Annotated in this window: 11 protein-coding genes and 5 pseudogenes; 6 read left to right on the plus strand and 10 right to left on the minus strand. The window is 68.2% G+C overall.

The window, feature by feature from the left end:
* Positions 1 to 8: 8 nt before the first annotated feature.
* The 4 genes and pseudogenes from ACHMWU_RS20960 to acnA form a co-directional block, all read right to left on the minus strand.
* Entirely contained in the window at positions 9 to 224 is a 216-nt protein-coding gene (locus tag ACHMWU_RS20960; RefSeq protein WP_396046500.1) for a hypothetical protein, read from the minus strand.
* Entirely contained in the window at positions 185 to 619 is a 435-nt protein-coding gene (locus ACHMWU_RS20965) for an ATP-binding cassette domain-containing protein (protein ID WP_396046950.1), read from the minus strand. Before ACHMWU_RS20965 ends, ACHMWU_RS20960 begins: the two co-directional genes overlap by 40 nt.
* The gene (locus ACHMWU_RS20970; protein ID WP_396046502.1) at positions 585 to 1,946 is read right to left on the minus strand and encodes a substrate-binding domain-containing protein; all 1,362 of its coding nucleotides are present in this window, start codon (positions 1,944 to 1,946) and stop codon (positions 585 to 587) included. Before ACHMWU_RS20970 ends, ACHMWU_RS20965 begins: the two co-directional genes overlap by 35 nt.
* A gap of 263 nt (positions 1,947 to 2,209) precedes the next feature.
* Positions 2,210 to 4,913: pseudogene (gene acnA, locus ACHMWU_RS20975) on the minus strand (aconitate hydratase AcnA).
* A gap of 217 nt (positions 4,914 to 5,130) precedes the next feature.
* Between acnA and ACHMWU_RS20980 the strand changes: the two are divergent.
* The gene (locus tag ACHMWU_RS20980) at positions 5,131 to 5,772 is read left to right on the plus strand and encodes a hypothetical protein (RefSeq protein ID WP_396046504.1); all 642 of its coding nucleotides are present in this window, start codon (positions 5,131 to 5,133) and stop codon (positions 5,770 to 5,772) included.
* A gap of 262 nt (positions 5,773 to 6,034) precedes the next feature.
* A pseudogene (locus tag ACHMWU_RS20985) lies at positions 6,035 to 6,241 on the plus strand (M4 family peptidase); the annotation flags it as partial.
* On the opposite strand, the gene ACHMWU_RS20990 reads toward ACHMWU_RS20985, so the two are convergent.
* Positions 6,211 to 6,396, minus strand: a complete 186-nt coding sequence (locus tag ACHMWU_RS20990) for a hypothetical protein (RefSeq protein WP_396046506.1) — start codon at positions 6,394 to 6,396, stop codon at positions 6,211 to 6,213. The pseudogene ACHMWU_RS20985 and the gene ACHMWU_RS20990 sit on opposite strands and share 31 nt — an antisense overlap.
* A 24-nt stretch (positions 6,397 to 6,420) precedes the next feature.
* Here ACHMWU_RS20990 and ACHMWU_RS20995 point away from each other — a divergent pair, with 24 nt between their 5' ends.
* Positions 6,421 to 8,775 (plus strand): Ig-like domain repeat protein, encoded by a 2,355-nt coding sequence (locus tag ACHMWU_RS20995; protein WP_396046508.1) that lies wholly within the window; start codon positions 6,421 to 6,423, stop codon positions 8,773 to 8,775.
* Between the two features lie 39 nt (positions 8,776 to 8,814).
* On the opposite strand, the gene ACHMWU_RS21000 is transcribed toward ACHMWU_RS20995, so the two are convergent.
* Together ACHMWU_RS21000 and ACHMWU_RS21005 are read right to left on the minus strand one after the other, a co-directional pair.
* Positions 8,815 to 9,324 (minus strand): SCO7613 C-terminal domain-containing membrane protein, encoded by a 510-nt coding sequence (locus tag ACHMWU_RS21000; protein ID WP_396046510.1) that lies wholly within the window; start codon positions 9,322 to 9,324, stop codon positions 8,815 to 8,817.
* Entirely contained in the window at positions 9,258 to 11,228 is a 1,971-nt protein-coding gene (locus tag ACHMWU_RS21005; protein ID WP_396046512.1) for a hypothetical protein, read from the minus strand. The genes ACHMWU_RS21000 and ACHMWU_RS21005 overlap by 67 nt, the downstream gene beginning before the upstream one ends.
* 194 nt (positions 11,229 to 11,422) lie before the next feature.
* Between ACHMWU_RS21005 and ACHMWU_RS21010 the strand changes: the two are divergent.
* The 3 genes and pseudogenes from ACHMWU_RS21010 (at position 11,423) to ACHMWU_RS21020 (ending at position 13,561) form a co-directional block, all read left to right on the plus strand.
* Positions 11,423 to 12,057, plus strand: a pseudogene (locus ACHMWU_RS21010) (ATP-binding cassette domain-containing protein).
* Entirely contained in the window at positions 12,054 to 12,656 is a 603-nt protein-coding gene (locus ACHMWU_RS21015; protein WP_396046514.1) for a DUF6297 family protein, read from the plus strand. Before ACHMWU_RS21010 ends, ACHMWU_RS21015 begins: the two are co-directional and overlap by 4 nt.
* 159 nt (positions 12,657 to 12,815) lie before the next feature.
* Positions 12,816 to 13,561: pseudogene (locus tag ACHMWU_RS21020) on the plus strand (DUF6297 family protein).
* A 78-nt stretch (positions 13,562 to 13,639) separates the two neighbouring features.
* Here ACHMWU_RS21020 and ACHMWU_RS21025 read toward each other — a convergent pair.
* The 3 genes and pseudogenes from ACHMWU_RS21025 to ACHMWU_RS21035 form a co-directional block, all read right to left on the minus strand.
* Positions 13,640 to 14,419 (minus strand): class I SAM-dependent RNA methyltransferase, encoded by a 780-nt coding sequence (locus ACHMWU_RS21025; protein ID WP_396046516.1) that lies wholly within the window; start codon positions 14,417 to 14,419, stop codon positions 13,640 to 13,642.
* A complete protein-coding gene (locus ACHMWU_RS21030; RefSeq protein WP_396046518.1) occupies positions 14,416 to 14,862 on the minus strand; it encodes a TRAM domain-containing protein in 447 nt (148 codons plus the stop codon). Before ACHMWU_RS21030 ends, ACHMWU_RS21025 begins: the two co-directional genes overlap by 4 nt.
* A pseudogene (locus ACHMWU_RS21035) lies at positions 14,859 to 16,869 on the minus strand (APC family permease). Before ACHMWU_RS21035 ends, ACHMWU_RS21030 begins: the two are co-directional and overlap by 4 nt.
* Positions 16,870 to 16,914: the final 45 nt, after the last annotated feature.

A 16,914-nucleotide genomic window follows, 5' to 3' on the forward strand; every position in this document is an offset into this window, starting at 1 on the left:
CTCCCGGATCAGGCCGTGGCGGTCGGCGCCGCGGCACCGAGGTCGGATGAGGAACCAGTCGTGATGAGCTCCACGACCTGGCGTGACGTGACGTCCTTGGTCGCGACATCGGCCGCCACGCGGCCGAGGTACAGCGCCGTGATGCGGTCCGCAACCTCGAAGACGTCCGTGAGGTTGTGCGAGATCAGCAGGACGCCGACACCGGAGTCGGCGAGCCGGCGCACCAGGTCGAGCACCTGACGCGTCTGAGCGACGCCCAGGGCCGCCGTCGGCTCATCAGCAGGACGACCTTGGAGTTCCAGAGCACCGACTTGGCGATGGCCACGGTCTGGCGCTGACCGCCCGACAGGCTCGAAACGCTCTGTCGTACCGACTTGACGGTGCGGACCGAGAGCGAGGCCAGCGCCTCCCTGGCCTTCGACTCCATCGTCGTCTCGTCGAGGATGATGCCGTTGGTCTTCTCGCGACCGAGGAACATGTTCTCGACGATGTCGAGGTTCTCGCACAGGGCGAGGTCTTGATAGACCACCTCGATGCCGAGTGCGCCGGCGTCCTTCGGACCGTGGACCGAGACGGGCTTGCCCTCAAAGAGATACTCGCCGGAGTCGGCCGGGTAGATGCCGGCGAACTGTCTTGACGAGCGTCGACTTGCCGGCGCCGTTGTCGCCCACGAGGGCGGTCACCTGGCCGGGATAGATGGCGAGGTCGACGTCGTGGAGGACGTGGACGACGCCGAAGCTCTTGTTGACTCCGCGGAGCTGCAGGAGTGGTGTCGTGTCGCTCATGGTGAGCCTTCCGAAGTGCTGGTTCCGAGATGGTGAGGGTGCTGTGGACAGCAACGGGTGAGGCTCTCCGAGGTCATCCCGGAGAGCCACACCCGGTGGGTCAGCCCACGCCGTTTTCGGTGCAGAGCTGGCGAAGTCCGCCGTGCAGATGTCGGCGGCCTTCAGGTCACCGGCGTCGACGACAGCCTGGACGTTGCTCTTGTCGATCGAGACCGGATCCAGCAGGATCGACGGGACCTCACGATTGCCCGTGTCGTCCTTGACCGTGCCGGTCGTGGCGGGCTTGTCACCCTTGACCATGGCGATCGCAGCCTCGGCGAGCGCCTTGGCCTGGCCCGTTGCCGACTTCTGGATCGTCATGCACTGGTCACCGCTGAGGATGTTCTGCAGGCCCTCGATCGAGGCATCCTGACCTGTGACCGGCACCTTGCCGTTCTGGCCGTTCTTCTTCAGGATCGAGATGACACCGCCTGCGAGACCGTCATTGGCCGCGTAGACGCCGTCGACCTTGCCGTCGACCTTGGTGTACAGCTGCTCGAAGATCGTGACGGCCTTGTCGTTGTCCCAGTCGGGAACAGCCTGCTCGGCAACGTTCTTGTACGTCGGGATCTTGTCGAGGACGCTGTGCGCACCCTGCGAGAACAGCGTCGCGTTGTTGTCCGTCGGCGAGCCGTTCAAGAAGATGATGTTGGCGTCCTTGTCGCCGAGGCACTTGGCCAGGCCTTCGCCCTGCAGGGCTCCGACCTTGCTGTTGTCGTACGAGATGTAGACATCGGCCGAGCCACCCAGTGTCAGACGGTCGTAGTCGATCGTCTTGACGCCCTGCTTGGCCGCCTTCTCCTCGATCGCCGCACCCGAGTCGGAGTCGAGGTTGACGATCGCGAGGACCGTGACGCCGCTGGTGATCATGCTGTCAGCAATCGTCGCCATCTTGTCGGCGTCACCCTCGGCGTTCTGGACGTCGTACTTGACGCCGGCTGCCTTGAATGCTGCCTCGAGCGCCGGCTTGTCCGCGCTCTCCCACCGGACCGAGGACTTCGTGTCGGGCAGGATGACGCCGATCTTTCCTTCGACCTTGTCACCGCCGCCGCCATCGCTACCGCCATCGCTGCCTGCACTGTCACTGCCACCACACGCACTGAGCGCGAATGTCGCACTCATGACCGTGGCAAGTACGAGCTTGTGTGTCCGCTTCACACAGACCGCCTCCAATTTCTCCAGTAAGTGCGCCACACGATGGACATCTGATTGACACCGGCACGCAATTGTTGTTTGAGACAACGTATAGCGTGACGGGGGTCACGTCCAGCGTTTGCGGCAACAAATTGGTTGCAATGACAGGGCGACCACCAGCGCCTCGACGCACAAGACGGCGAAAGGGCCGCCCTGCCGAAGCAGGACGGCCCTTTCGGAAGCGTGCAGTCTCAGTCGAGCAGGCTGCGCAGCACGTACGGCATGATGCCGCCGTTGCGGTAGTAGTTGGCCTCGCCCGGTGTGTCGATACGGACGACCGCGTCGAACTCGGTGACCGTGCCGTCAGCGGCCGTGGCCGTGACGTGGACCGTCTTGGGCGTGCGACCCTCGTTGAGCTCGGTGATGCCCGAGAAGTCGAACGTCTCCTCGCCCGTCAGCCCCAGCGACTCGACGTTCTCGCCCGCCGGGTACTGCAGCGGGAGAACGCCCATGCCGATCAGGTTCGAGCGGTGGATGCGCTCGTACGACTCGGCGATGACGACCTTGACACCCAGCAGTGCGGTGCCCTTGGCCGCCCAGTCACGCGACGAGCCCGAGCCGTACTCCTTGCCCGTCAGGACCACGAGCGGCACACCGGCGCCGATGTACTTCTCGGACGCCTCGAAGATCGTCGTGACCGGGGTCTCGGGATCCAGCAGGTCGCGGGTGAAGCCGCCCTCGGTGCCCGGCGCCATCTGGTTGCGCAGACGGATGTTGGCGAAGGTGCCGCGGATCATGATCTCGTGGTTGCCGCGACGCGAGCCGTAGGAGTTGAAGTCGCGGGCCTCGATGCCGTGCTCCGACAGGTACTTGCCGGCCGGGCTGTCCTTCTGATCGCACCAGCGGGGCTGATGTGGTCGGTCGTCACCGAGTCGCCGAGCTTCAGGAGCACCCGGGCTCCCGTGACCTCGGTGACCGGCGAGGGCTCGCGCTGCATGCCGTCGAAGTACGGCGCCTTGCGGACGTACGTCGAGCTCGTCCCACTCGAACACGTCGCCGTCCGGCGTCGGCAGGTTCTGCCAGCGCTCGTCACCGGCGAAGACGTCGGCGTACTCACGGCTGAACGTGTCGGCGTCGATCGAGGTCGCGATGACGTCCTCGATCTCCTGCGGGGTCGGCCAGATGTCCTTCATGAAGACGTCGTTGCCGTCGGCGTCCTGCCCCAGCGGGTCGGTGTACAGGTCGACATCCATCGAGCCGGCCAGCGCGTACGCGATGACCAGCGGCGGCGACGCCAGGTAGTTCATCTTGATGTCGGGGTTGATGCGTCCCTCGAAGTTGCGGTTGCCTGACAGCACCGCGGTGACCGCGAGGTCGCCGTCGTTGACAGCCTTGCTGACCTCGGGGATCAACGGGCCGGAGTTGCCGATGCACGTCGTGCACCCGTAGCCGACCAGGTTGAAGCCGAGCTTGTCGAGGTAGACGTTCAGGCCCGACTTCTCGTAGTAGTCGGTGACGACCTTCGAGCCCGGCGCCAGCGTCGTCTTGACCCACGGCTTGCGCTGCAGACCCTTCTCGACAGCCTTCTTGGCCAGCAGGCCAGCGCCGATCATGACCGACGGGTTGGACGTGTTGGTGCACGACGTGATCGCGGCGATCGTGACGGCACCGTGGTCGATCTCGTACGACGTGCCGTCGTCGAGGGTGACGGTCTGCTTGTTGCTCGCATCGGACGTTCCGGCGTAGTCGGCCAGAGCGGTCTTGAACGACGAGACCGAGTCGACCAACGAGACGCGGTCCTGAGGACGCTTCGGTCCGGCGATCGAGGGAACCACGTCGCCGAGGTCGAGCGAGGTACTCGGAGAAGCGCGGCTCGTTGTCGGCGTCGTGCCACAGGCCCTGAGCCTTGGCGTAAGCCTCGACGAGAGCGATCTCTTCTTCGGTACGACCCGTCAGACGCAGGTACTTGGTCGTCTCGTCGTCGATCGGGAAGACCGCGATGGTCGAGCCGTACTCGGGGCTCATGTTGCCGATCGTGGCGCGGTTGGCCAGCGGGACTGCCGAGACGCCCGAGCCGTAGAACTCGACGAACTTGCCGACGACGCCGTGCTGGCGCAGCTTCTCGGTGATGACGAGCACGAGGTCGGTCGCCGTGGCGCCCTGGGGCAGGCTCACCGGACAGCTGAAGCCGACGACGCGCGGGATCAGCATGCTGATCGGCTGGCCGAGCATCGCAGCCTCGGCCTCGATGCCGCCGACGCCCCAGCCGACGACGCCCAGGCCGTTGACCATCGTGGTGTGCGAGTCGGTGCCGACGCAGGAGTCGGGGTAGACCGTGCCGTTCTTGTCGAACACGACGCGCGCGAGCTTCTCGATGTTGACCTGGTGCACGATGCCGGTTCCGGGCGGGACGACCTTGAAGTCGTCGAACGCGCCTTGTCCCCAGCGCAGGAACTGGTAGCGCTCGCGGTTGCGCTCGTACTCGATCTCGACGTTGCGCTCGAAGGCTTCCGGGGTGCCGAAGACGTCGGCGATGACCGAGTGGTCGATGACCATCTCGGCGGGCGCGAGCGGGTTGATCTTGGTCGCATCGCCGCCGAGGTCGGCCATGGCCTCCCGCATCGTGGCGAGGTCGACGACGCACGGCACGCCGGTGAAGTCCTGCATGATCACGCGGGCAGGCGTGAACTGGATCTCCTTGCTGGGCTCGGCTTGAGCGTCCCAGCCGGCCAGGGCCTCAATGTCGGCCTTGGTGATGTCAGCACCGTCCTCGGTGCGCAGAAGCGACTCGAGGAGCACCTTGAGGCTGAACGGAAGCGACGCGACGTCGAGTCCTTCGCCTGTCACCGCTCCGAGTCGGTAGTAGTCGTAGGACGCGTCCCCGACTGAGAGGGAATCCTTGGAATTGAAGCTGTCGACGGCCATCGTCATTCTCCTTCGCGCGGTCGTGTCCATCCTGCCTACCGCCGATGGGCGATAGTCGGTCAGGCTCACCTAACCGCGGGTCGTGGTGGCTCAGTGCGGAATATGTTCTTGATATCAAGATACATGATGCCGAACTACGTTGCACCTCCGCCACACGGCCAGCCAGACCCGCTGGTGCACCCTGACCCGTTCGACCGCCAGAATGTTCCGAGCGCTGCCCCCGAGCGCCACCAAGGAGCCACCTGCTGTGATCTATTCCGTCCTGCCCACCGAGCTCACCACCATGGTGTGCGGGCTCGCTCTCGCCAGCGTCTGCCTCGCCGCGCCGCTGTCCTCCCCCGCTGGCGCCAGCGAATCGGTCGAGATCCAGCGCGACCCACCTCGCAGCGTGTCGAGTTCGTCAGGTCGACCGGCAAGAAGCCCGACCTCAACCCCGGTGTGGCCGGGACGCAGCAAGAGCGCAAGTGCCGACAAGGCCGAGGACTGGCTGGCTGAGCAGGCAGCGCTGTTCGGGGTCTCCCCCGACGACCTGGTCCTGGCCGGCAACGAATCCTCCGACCACGGCCGCACCCTGACGTACACGCAGCAGCATGGCGGCGTCCCCGTCTTCGGCGCTGCGCTGAAGGTCAACCTCGACACCCATGGTGCTCTGACCAGCGTCAACGGTCATGTCGTGCCCGACCTCGACCTCACCACGCAGCCCGGAGTCTCGGCAGCGAAGGCCGAGGCAGCCGCGATCCGGCAGGTCCGTCAGGATCCGCCGACCTCCGAGGACGGCAAGCTGGCCTCTGCAGACCGGGCGACGGCCACGTCCACGCTGGTCATCTACAGACCGGCTCGATGCTGGGACGAAGCGGAACCCCCTACCTCGCCTGGCAGGTCGAGGTGACCGCCGGACAAAGCCTGCGCGAACAGGTCATCCTCGACGCCCACCGGCTCAAGCCCCTCAACCGATGGAGCGACGGCCACACGGCGCTGAACCGCACGCTGCGCACCGTCGTGACGCCGGGCGTGATCGGACGACCCCGACGACGACGTTCGCGCGGACGTCTGGAGCGAGGGCCAGTCGACCGACTCGCTGAACCAGACTCGCCAAGACCTCCTGTCCTCCACCGGCGAGACCTACCACCTGTTCAAGCAACCTCGCAGGTCGCGACTCGTTCGACGGCAACGGAGCGCAGCTGGTGCTGGTCGACAACCGAGCTGACCGGTGCCCCAATGCCTCGTGGACCGGCGAGCACGCCAGCTTCTGCCCGGGCCTCGAGGCAGACGACATCGTCGCCCACGAGTGGGGCCACGCCTACACCGAGCACACGTCAGGCCTGATCTACCAGTGGCAGGCCGGCGCACTCAACGAGTCGTACTCGGACGTCTGGGGCGAGACGGTCGACCTGCTCAACAGCCGCGAGGACGAGGGCGAGGCCGCGATCGACGCTGTCCGAGCCGACAATTCCTGCGCAGACAGCACGGCCGCCACGCGCACAGTGACCGTGACGATCGACTCGCCTGCCACGATCGCCGGCTCCTGCCGGGTGCGATGCCCTCGGAGAACGGCCCGCGCCTGCCCTCGACCCCGCAGACCGTGCAGGTCGTCGTCGGTCTCGACGCCGCGAACCCCACCGGGCCCTCGACGACCGATGGCTGCACCACGCTGTCGAACGCGGCAGCCGTGTCCGGCAAGTGGGTCTATCTCGATCGAGGCACGTGCACCTTCGCGACCAAGGCGAGCAACGTCAAAGCCGCAGGCGGCACCGGGATGCTGGTCAGCTCGGGCGCTGGCACTCCACCGTTCGGACCCACCGGGAACGCCGCCGTTCCCGCGGTCATGATCAGCCAAGACCGGGGCGACGCGATCAAGTCGGTTCCCACCGGCACGCCCATCACGGTCACCGTGACCGGCAACGATCCGACCGGCGTCGCGAGCGACCGGTGGCTGGTCGGCGAACAGGCCACAGCGACCCCGGGGGCGCTGCGGGACATGTGGAACCCCACCTGCAAGGGCGATCCGGCCAAGGTCACCGACGCGCAGTACCACTGCGCCACGAGCGACAGCGGCGGTGTGCACATCAACTCCGGCGTGCCCAATCGGGCTTACTCGTTGGCGGTCGACGGTGGCACGTTCAACGGGCAGACCGTCGTCGGCCTGGGCCTCGACAAGGCCGCGCAGATCTGGTGGCGGGCCGGAGCGTCCTACCTGACGCCGACCTCCGACTTCGACGACTTCGCGAGCTCCCTGACGCAGGCGTGCACGACCTTGGTCGCAGAACCGATCAAGAAGCTCAGCCTGACCGGCGCCCCAGGTGAGGCAGCCGCCTCGGTCACCACAGCCGACTGCGCTCAGCTGGCCAAGGTCGTCACGGCGACCGAGCTGCGGACCGACCCGGTGGCCCGCTGCGGTGCCACGGCCCGCTTCACCCCGGGGCAACCGGCCGGCTGCGGCGAAGGCACCACGTCGGTCACGATGCTCGAGCAGGACTTCGACAACGGACTGGCCGACTGGTCGAGCACGGTCACCGATCCGGTGGGCACCTCGACCTCCGGACCGAGCAGCTGGACCACCACGACCAAGGCTGCCGGGATCCGCGGATCGGCCGCCTTCGCGGCCAATCCCTACGGCACGTGCAGCGCCGCCGACTCGCTCACCGGCATCGGCTCATTGACCAGCCCATCCTTCACGGTGCCTTCGACACGCGGCGCACGAGCGACCTTCCGTCACACGCTGGCCATCGAGGACAGCTATGACGGGGGCAACGTCAAGATCAGCGTCAACGGCGGACCGTTCACGGTCGTGCCGACATCGGCCTACACGTTCAACGCACCCGACGGTGTCATCGGCGGCCAGGACAATGACAACCCGATGCTGGGCCAGCAGGTCTGGACCGGCACGGAGCAGCAGACCACCGGCGCCCGGTGGGGAACCTCGCAGATCGATCTCGCAGCCACCGGCGTCACGGTCGGTGACAGCATCCGGATCCGGTTCGACCTCGGCACCGACATCTGCGCCGGCGTCCACGGCTGGCTCGTCGACGACGTCGCCGTCACCTACTGCGCCACGATGACGTCGGTGGCTGCGACGGCCCCCACGACCTGGACCGTCGGCAGCTCCAGCCAGCTGCGGGTCGACGTCACCTCGGCCGACAGCTCGGCGGCCGCCGGCGACGTCGAGGTGCGCGACAGCACGGGCTCGCTGCTGGGCACTGCGACATTGGCAGACGGCTCCGCGACCGTGACGCTTCCGAGCTCAGTCCCCGTCGGCACCCATCAGCTCACAGTCGCCTATCTCGGCAACAGCGTCTATGCGCGAGCGACTGTCGTCCTGCCCGTGACGGTGACCGCGAGGTCCGCGACTCGACTCGCGGCGACACAACCGAAGCCGTGGATCGTCGGCAGCACGGCGCGGGTTCCGGTCACGGCGACGACAGCGCAGGGCGCTCCCGCCCTGGGCACGGTCGAGCTGCGCGCCAGCAGCGGTCACGTGCTGGCAACCGCCACGTTGACCGGTGGCAGCGCAACGCTCACCGCGCCGAGGACACTCAAGGCCGGTGTGCAGCGCTTGACGGTCGCCTACCTGGGCAGCACCACCAGCGCACCGGCGGTCACGACCGTGTCGGTCACGGTCAGAGCCACCTCACGCACGAGCCTCGCCGTCAGTCCCAGCAAGCCACGCCGCGGCAAGGCGTTCACGGTGCGCGCAACGGTCACGTCCTCACCCCGGGCAACCGGAAAGATCACGTTCCGGCTCAACGGCAAGTCCCTGGGCAGCGCAACGATCAAGGGCGGCCGAGCGACGCTGAAGATCAGTGCGAAGAAGGCCAAGAAGCTGCAAGGTCAGCCCGAAGAAGAGCAACACGATCAGCGCGGTGCACTCCGGATCGACAGTCGTCGTCGGTAGCAAGGCCAGCATCCGGTTCCGCGCACGCAAGTAGTCCGGTCAGCGCATCGACCGCACGTACCGGACGACCTTGCGACCGTCGCGCACCCGGTCCTCCCACGTGATGCCGATGCCGAGCAGGATCGCGCTCCCGATCGCGATCAGCACGACCCGCGGTGCAGCATTCGCATACGGGCCGATGTTGAACAGCAGCAGAGCTGTCAGGATCACGACACCCGACACGAACGGCGCCTGCCAGTGCAGCCGCACGCCGGCAACGAGGACCGCCAACGCGGCAACCCCCAACAGCAGTGCCCGCAGCCCGGTCGGGTCGGCGAGGGCCTGCGGGACGCTCGGCAGCAGCGCGATCGCCAGACCGGGTCCGAGCACGAGCCAGGTCGGCGTCTGCTGGTCTCGGCGGACGAGATAGCCGCCCACGCCGAGTGCAGCCACCCCGAGCGGCAGCGTGTACGCCTCGACGAACGAGAAGCCGCTGTCGACGATCAGCAGGATGTACGCCACCACCAGTGCCGACAGGCCCGGCCACAGGTACCAGCGGCGGTCGGGCACGCAGAAGCCAGCGCGATCGCCACGACCCCGGCGACCGTCCACCGCACCGCCACCTCGCCGGTCGACCCGGCGGCAAACAAGGCGGCTGCCACGGCGAGCGCGCTGGTCACCTCGACCGGGAGCCGCACCGTGTCACCGACCAGCAGCAGTCCTGCGACGACGACGAGGCCCAGCGCCGCGACCAGCACGGCCAGTGCGGTGATCGAGGTGTCGGGGTCGAACAGCTCGACGACCGCCAAGACCCCCAGCGGCACCAGGACCGCGACCGCGACCCCGTAGACGGGCCGCCACCACGCCTGCCGATCAGTGCACGCCAGCCCGGCCACGATCGCCGCGGCCGGCATCCAGGTCGCGGCTGACACGCCGTGCGATGTCAGGGCCAGCAGCGACGCGACCACGACGACCACCAGCGCCACCGGCCCGATCGTGACGAACAGGCGGCGGATCCTCAGCCCGAGAACCGTCACAGCGACAGCCAGCAGCACGATGGCCGCAACCAGGACCGGCAGACGCACTCCCGTGACGCCGACGACCGCTGCCAGACCGATCGCCGATGCCATCACCAGCGGCGTGAGCGAACGGAACCGATCGAGCTCAGGCCAACGAGACACGAACCACACCGACACCACGAACGCCGCCAGCAGCACCGACACAGCCCAGACGGCGATGTTCGGCATACCCGGCGCATCGAGGCGTGCGTCCCAGGCCAGCGACCACGGCTCGTCCAGCGACTGCCCGATCGTCGCCAGCAGGTTGGACACCAGGTACAGCACCAGATAGGCAGCAAATGCGAGAAGCAGCGCTGCGCCGACCCGCACACCGCGCATCCAGTCGTTGCGCCCGCGAGATCCGGCCGCAGCAAGACCGGCGGCGAGCACCCCCACCGTCGGCCAGATCGTCCCGGTGGGTCCGTCCGCCGACAACGGCGCGACGAGCAGCAACGACATCGCCGCGACGCCGCAGGCCGTCAGGGGGATGCGCACCAGCGGAACGAGCCACGCCACCACGATCGAGGCGACCGCCATGAGAGCCATGACGACGCCATGGGCGTCGCCGATCAGGGCGGAGAGACTCGGGTGCGCAGCGACCTCGACGAAGGCCGACACATAGGCAGCCACGAAGAAGCCGGCGAACACGATCCGCGCGACCAGCGTCATGGGCGCGAGTCGAGCAGGCCGGGTCGACAGCGCCAGCAGTCCCGAGACGATCAGCGCGATGAACGCGCGCCAGGCGAAGTCGACATCCTCGGGCACGCCACCCGCGCCGATCCCGCCGATCGCGATGGCCAGCCCGCCGATGACGGCCGGCGCCACCAGCGCAGCGTGGACCAGCGGCCGCGCCCACACGGCGATCAAGACACATAGCGCGAGCAGCACCGCACCCGAGACGATCCAGGTGACCTGGATGCTCAGGGCCTCCAGGCCCAGCAGGTTCTCGTGCCGGGCAGCGAAGAAGTCGAGCGTCAGCAGTGCCAGGAACACCGTCCAGACCGCCTCGGCCGAGGCGCGCAGCGGCCGGCGGGTCACCCAGACGCCCAGCACGCCGATCAGCGCCGTGACGCCCCCGAGGATCACGGTCCGTCCGGTCAGCCCGAGGTTGTCCCACGAGCGCGTCACGAAGATCAGCCCCGCGACGATCAGGCCGAAGGCACCCAGCACCAGCAAGATCGTGCCGACCGACCACGACCGTTCTGTCGAGGCCTTCGCGGGCTTCGGGGCAGGCGCCTGCGCCGGGTAGAAGGGGATGCTCTGGGTCAACGGCACGACTGGCGGTGCCGGCGCGGTGTGCGTCGGCGTGGGTGCGGGCGCAGGTGCAGGTGCAGGTGGAGTCGGCACCGTCGGCGCTTGTCTCGGTGCCACCCGATGCACCGAGGCAAGCGCCAGCAGCTTATCGGCATGCAGCAACGTCTGCCGAGAGCGTGCGTACCTCTTGGGTCGTCAGGTCCAGGCCGCAGTGCGGGCAGGCCGGAAGGCCAGTCACCACCTCGCCGCACTCGGGGCAGGCATTCGGATCGGCAAAGCGCATGCCGTCACCCTCTCGTGACTGCCTGTCCGCAGCAAGTGCGCCCCCCCGAAGGTCAGGCCGATACGTTGGCAGCATGGCCGAGACTCCCCCGCCGCTGCTGCGCGTTCGTGACCTGCACCGACACTTCGGCGAGCTGCAGGTGCTGACCGGGCTCGACCTCGACCTCGACAGCGGTCAGGCCCTGGCCCTCGTCGGGCCCAACGGCTCAGGCAAGTCGACGGCACTGCGCTGCATCTGCGGGGCCGACGAGCCCACTGGCGGGACCGTCGGCTCGACGGGGCTCCCCTCGACGAACGCTCGACCGCGACCCGCCGTGACCTGGCGGTCGTGATGGACGACCTGTCCTTCTTCCCCGACCTGAGCGTCGTCGAGCACCTCGACCTGCTGGCCCGCGCGCACCGCGTCGATGATCCCGAGTCAGTCGTCGACGCCGTGCTGGCCGACGTCGGTCTCAGCGACCAGGCCGCCCAGCTTCCGGGGACGTTGTCTTCGCGGCAACGGCGGCGGCTCGCCCTGGCCAGCGCATTCGTGCGTCCGCGGCGCCTCCTGGTGCTCGACGAACCTGAGCAGCGGCTCGATGCCGCCGGCATCGACTGGCTCGCCGAACGGCTCATCGCCGAGAAGGCCGACGGGCTAGGCATCCTCCTGGTGAGCCACGACGCGGGACTCGTGGAGGCTGTCGCCGACTACATCGTCGACCTCGGATGACGTCAACCGCGCCGGCCCGCGCCGAAGCCCGGGCCCTGCGTCGTCAGATGCGGTCATGGCGCCGCGAGCGCGCCAGCACGACGCTGTACGAACAGCTCTCCGAGGCGTACATCTGGGTGTTCTCGGCGGTCCTGATCGGCGCGATGGCGATCAGCGCACTGATCCAGACCCGGGTCAGTGTCGCGGCGGGGTGCACGACAGCGGCCTGCGACGACGCGCGCACGTCGCTGCTGTGGGCCACGACCATCGCCTCGCTGGGCGTCGGCTCAGCCGTGTGCGGCGCACTCGGCCCCGTCATGATCACGCCGGCGACCGGCACCTGGCTGCTCAGCACCCCGATCGACCGACGCCCGCTCCTGCGGACCCGGTTGATGGTCACCTCGGCCGTGGCGGCGTTGTCGTGCGGTCTGGTCGTCGCGGGTCTCGGCGCTGCTCGCCGGGCTGCCGCCGACGCCGCTCGCCGTCTGGTCGGGTCTCGCAGCCCTGGCAGCAGCCGGCGTCACGGGGCTTTGCCGCCCGCTGGCAGCGGCATCCGTCGGGCCAGGCCCGTGTCGCTGCACTCGCCCTCGGTGCTGCCGCGTGGTCGTGGATGCTGCTGATCACAGTCGACCAGGCACCGCAGACCGGCTCGGCCTGGATCACCGGCCCCTGGGGCGTCGGCCTGATCAGCGGGGTCGCCATCGTGGCCGCAGCCCTGACCGTGCACGCAGCGTCGCATCGGCGAGGTGCGACGGGCCGACCTGACCGCCTCCGGATCGGTGCTCTCCAGCATCTCTGGCGCCCTCGCCGGACTCGACTTCACCTTGGCCTACGACGTCCTGGTGGCCCGGAAGTGGCGCACGGCGGCGACGGTGCGACCGGTACGGGGCGGACCCGGTGGTCCGTGGGCGATCGTGTGGCGCGACGTCATCCGCCTGCGTCGCTCCCCGGCGCCATCACGGCCTTGGCGGCCGCGTTGATCGTCCCGTACCTGTTGGTGGCACTCGGGCTCGACGCCGCGATCATCCCGGTCACGGCTCTGACGGGCCTGTTCGTCGGCCTGTGGTTGTTCCCGGCGCTGCGCACGGTCGCCAACAGCCCAGGTCTCGTGCGGTGCTTCCCGCTGCCGATCGCGACCGTGCGCGCCGCGACGCTGGCGGTACCGGGTGTCGTGGTCGTGGTGTGGGCGCTGGCTGCGATCCCGGCGATCAGCCATGGCATCGACGGCCCTGCGGCGGGAGCGGTCGTCGTGGCCCTGGCCACCGGCACCGCGGTACTGGGCGCCATCGCCCGTCTGCTCCTGGCCGGTCAGCCCAACTACTCGACCCCGCTCGTCACGTCGCCGGCTGGCGCCATCCCGCCGGGGCTGTTGATCAGCTCCGCACGCGGTTTCGACGTGCTCGCCCTGTTGACGGTTCCGCTGATGGTCGCACCCGACGTGAACGGCTCTCTGGTCTCGTTCGGCCTGTGCGCCGCCGTGATGGCTTCCTGCTCGCCCGCCGCTAACCCCCTCCACCACCGCTGAGGAGGTACTTACCGCCCCTCGGCGAGGTAGTTGCCGCCCTGGCCAAGGACGAAAAACCGCCTCCTCGGGGGGCGACAACTACCTCGTCAGCGTGGGGGCGGGGTGGGTTCGAGGACAGCCTACGCACTCGACGTGATGGGTCATCGGGAACAGCGCGAACGCCCGCAGGTTGGTCAGCTGGTAGCCGCGGGCGGCGAACGACGCCAGGTCGCGGGCCAGTGCCGCCGGATCGCAGGCGACGTAGACGATGCGGCGAGGGGCCAGCGCGGCGATGTCGGCGACAGCCTTCTTGGCGCCGGTGCGCGGCGGATCGAGCACCACGACGTCGGCGGCCTCCCCCGAGAGTGCCGTGACGCAGTGCCCGTTCGACCGTCTCGGCGACGAGCCGCACCTGCGGCAGGGCATGCAGGTTGCGCCGGGCGTCGCGCGATCCTCCGGGATCGGACTGACGCTCAAGACCGTGCCGGTCTCACCGACCGCCTCGGCCAAGAACGACGTGAACAGCCCGACGCCTGCGTACAGGTCGAGCACCGTCTCGCCAGGAGAAGCCTGCGCGCCCTCGAGCACCGCGTCGACCAAGGTCGTCGCTGCCGCAGGATGCACCTGCCAGAAACCCGATCCACTGACCCGGAAGTCGATGTCGTGCACCCGCTCGGTCAGCGCTCCTCGGCCACCGCGTGTCGTGCCGTCGGTGGCCACGACGCCGTCGACGGAGTCCTCGACCTCGTCGCTGATGCTCGCATCGGTGACCAGCAGACGCTCCCCCGTCGACGACGCGATGGCCTCGACCGACTCGGCGTCCCAGGTGTGCCCGAGCACGTCAGGCAGGTCGGGATGGGCGATGACGCACTCAGTCACCGGGATGATCTCGTGCGAACGATGCCGCCGCAGTCCTGGACGGCCCTGGCGGTCGACTGCGAACTGCACCCGCGTGCGCCAACCCAGTGCCTCCGGCGAGACGGCCTCCACGACGCCGTCCCACGTGAGCCCCGCCAGTCGGCGCGCTGTTCGCGGACGACATCGGCCAGCAGCTCGCGCTGCACCGCCGGATCGACGTGCTGGAAGTCGCACCCGCCACACGTCCCGGCGTACCGGCACGGCGCGTCGACCCGGCCGGGCGCTGCGTCGAGCACCTCGACCGCATCGGCGCGCAGGAACGTCTTGGTGCGCTCGGTGATCGAGATCCTGACCCGCTCGCCCGGGAGCGCGTGGCGGACGAACACGACCTGACCGTCGAGTCGTGCGACGCAGTGCCCACCGTGGGCGACCGGTCCGACGTCGACTACTGCTTCAGTGCTCACTCACGCTCTTCCACTCCACGGCGGACATCGCCGGCTGCTGGCCGCTGCTGGGCCATCTTCTGTTTCGCCAGACCCGCTGAGCTCAGCTGGTAGGGCACGCTCGTCACCATGACACCGGGCATGAACAGCAGCCGTCCCTTGAGGCGCAGGGCCGTCTGGTTGTGCAGCAGCTGTTCCCACCAACGTCCCACGACGTACTCGGGGATGTAGACGGTGATGATGTCGCGCGGTCCCGACTTGCGCAGCTTCCTTGACGTACCGGATCACGGGTCGGACGGCCCACGATACGGGGAGTCGATGACCTTGAGCGGCACCGGGACCGCGGCTCGTCCCACTGCTGGACGAGCTTTGCGGTCTGCTCGGGGTCGAAGTCGACCGTGATCGCCTCCAACGAGTTCGGCCGCGACACCCGCGCATAGGCCAGGGCCCGCATCGTCGGCTTGTGCAGGCGGCTGACGAGCACGATCGCGTGGACCCGTGACGGCAGGATCACGTCGGAGTCGTCGATCGCGAGCTCGTCTGACACGCGGTCGTAGTGACGGCCGATGGCGCGCATCAGCACGAACACCGCGATCATCGCCACGATCGCGATCCACGCCCCGGCGAGGAACTTGGTCAGCAGCACGATCACGAGCACCGTCGCGGTCATCGCCAGGCCGATCGCGTTGACGGCGCGCGAACGCACCATGCGCTTGCGCTCGGCGGGATCGGTCTCCGTCCGCAGGTGCCGGTTCCAGTGCCGGATCATGCCGAGCTGACTGAGGTTGAACGACACGAAGACGCCCACGATGTACAGCTGGATGAGCTTGGTGACCTCGGCATCGAAGGCTTGGATCAGCACGATCGCCGCAAGTGCCAGCAAGATGATGCCGTTGCTGAACGCGAGCCGGTCGCCACGGGTGTCGAGCTGGCGGGGCAGGAAGCCGTCGCGGGCCAGGATCGAGCCGAGCACCGGGAAGCCGTTGAACGCCGTGTTGGCCGCCAGGATCAAGATGATGCCGGTGCACGCGATCGTGAAGTAGAACAGCGGCGTGAAGTCGGAGTACAGCGTCTTGGCCAGCTGGCCGATGACGGTGTCCTGCTCGTACGACGAGCCGACCGGCTTGCCGTTCTGCAGCAGCTGGTGCGCCGGGTCCTCGACGTACCGCAGCTTCATCAGGTCGGCCAGCACGATGATGCTCATCAGCATCGCGATGGCGAGCGTGCCGAGCAGCAGCAGCGTCGTTGCGGCGTTCTTGCTCTTGGGCTTCTTGAACGCCGGGACGCCGTCGCTGATTGCCTCGACCCCGGTCAGCGCCGCGCAACCCGATGAGAAGGCCCGCGCGAGGAGGAAGACCATCGCGATGCCCGTGAGGCCTTGCTCGAACTGTCCCTCGGGCGCGATGTCGTAGGCCGCGCTCGGGACTTCGGGCAGGTCGCCGAACAGGTAGCGGGAGTACCCCCACAGGCCCATCATCAAGATTCGCGAGCATGAACAGGTAGGTCGGCACGGCGAAGGCCTTGCCGGACTCCTTGGTACCTCGCAGGTTCATCGCCATCAGCACCAGCACCAGGACTGACGCAGCGGTGGCCTCGTGACCGTTGAGCCACGGCAACGCCGACGTCGCGTTCTGTACCCCGGACGAGATCGACACCGCGACGGTCAGGACGTAGTCGACGAGCAGGGCGCTACCCACCGTCAGACCGGCCGTGGGACCCAGGTTGACGGTCGCGACCTCGTAGTCGCCGCCGCCACTGGGGTACGCGTGCACGTTCTGGCGATAGGACGCCACGACCGTCAGCAGCACCAGCGTCACGGCGATGCCGATCTTCCAGTTGAACGCGTAGGCAGACAGCCCGCCGAGCGACAACGTCAAGAAGATCTCGTCCGGGGCGTACGCGACCGAAGAGAGGGCATCGCTGGCGAACACCGGCAGCGCGATGCGCTTGGGGAGCAACGTCTCGCCCAGCTGGGTGCTCGGGCTCGCGCCCGACCACAGCGCGCTTGACGACCTCGGTGAGTCCCACGAGAGATGATGCTAGACCTCGCAGGCCTCATGCGCGCGCCTGCGG

The sequence above is a fragment of the Aeromicrobium sp. UC242_57 genome, assembly GCF_044452305.1.
Classification (GTDB): Bacteria; Actinomycetota; Actinomycetes; order Propionibacteriales; family Nocardioidaceae; genus Aeromicrobium.

Coding starts and splice junctions, on each gene's coding strand:
- ACHMWU_RS20970 (WP_396046502.1), bottom strand. CDS start 1,946: ATGAGTGCGACATTCGCGCTCAGTGCGTGTGGTGGCAGTGACAGTGCA.
- ACHMWU_RS20995 (WP_396046508.1), top strand. CDS start 6,421: ATGCCCTCGGAGAACGGCCCGCGCCTGCCCTCGACCCCGCAGACCGTG.
- ACHMWU_RS21015 (WP_396046514.1), top strand. CDS start 12,054: ATGACGTCAACCGCGCCGGCCCGCGCCGAAGCCCGGGCCCTGCGTCGT.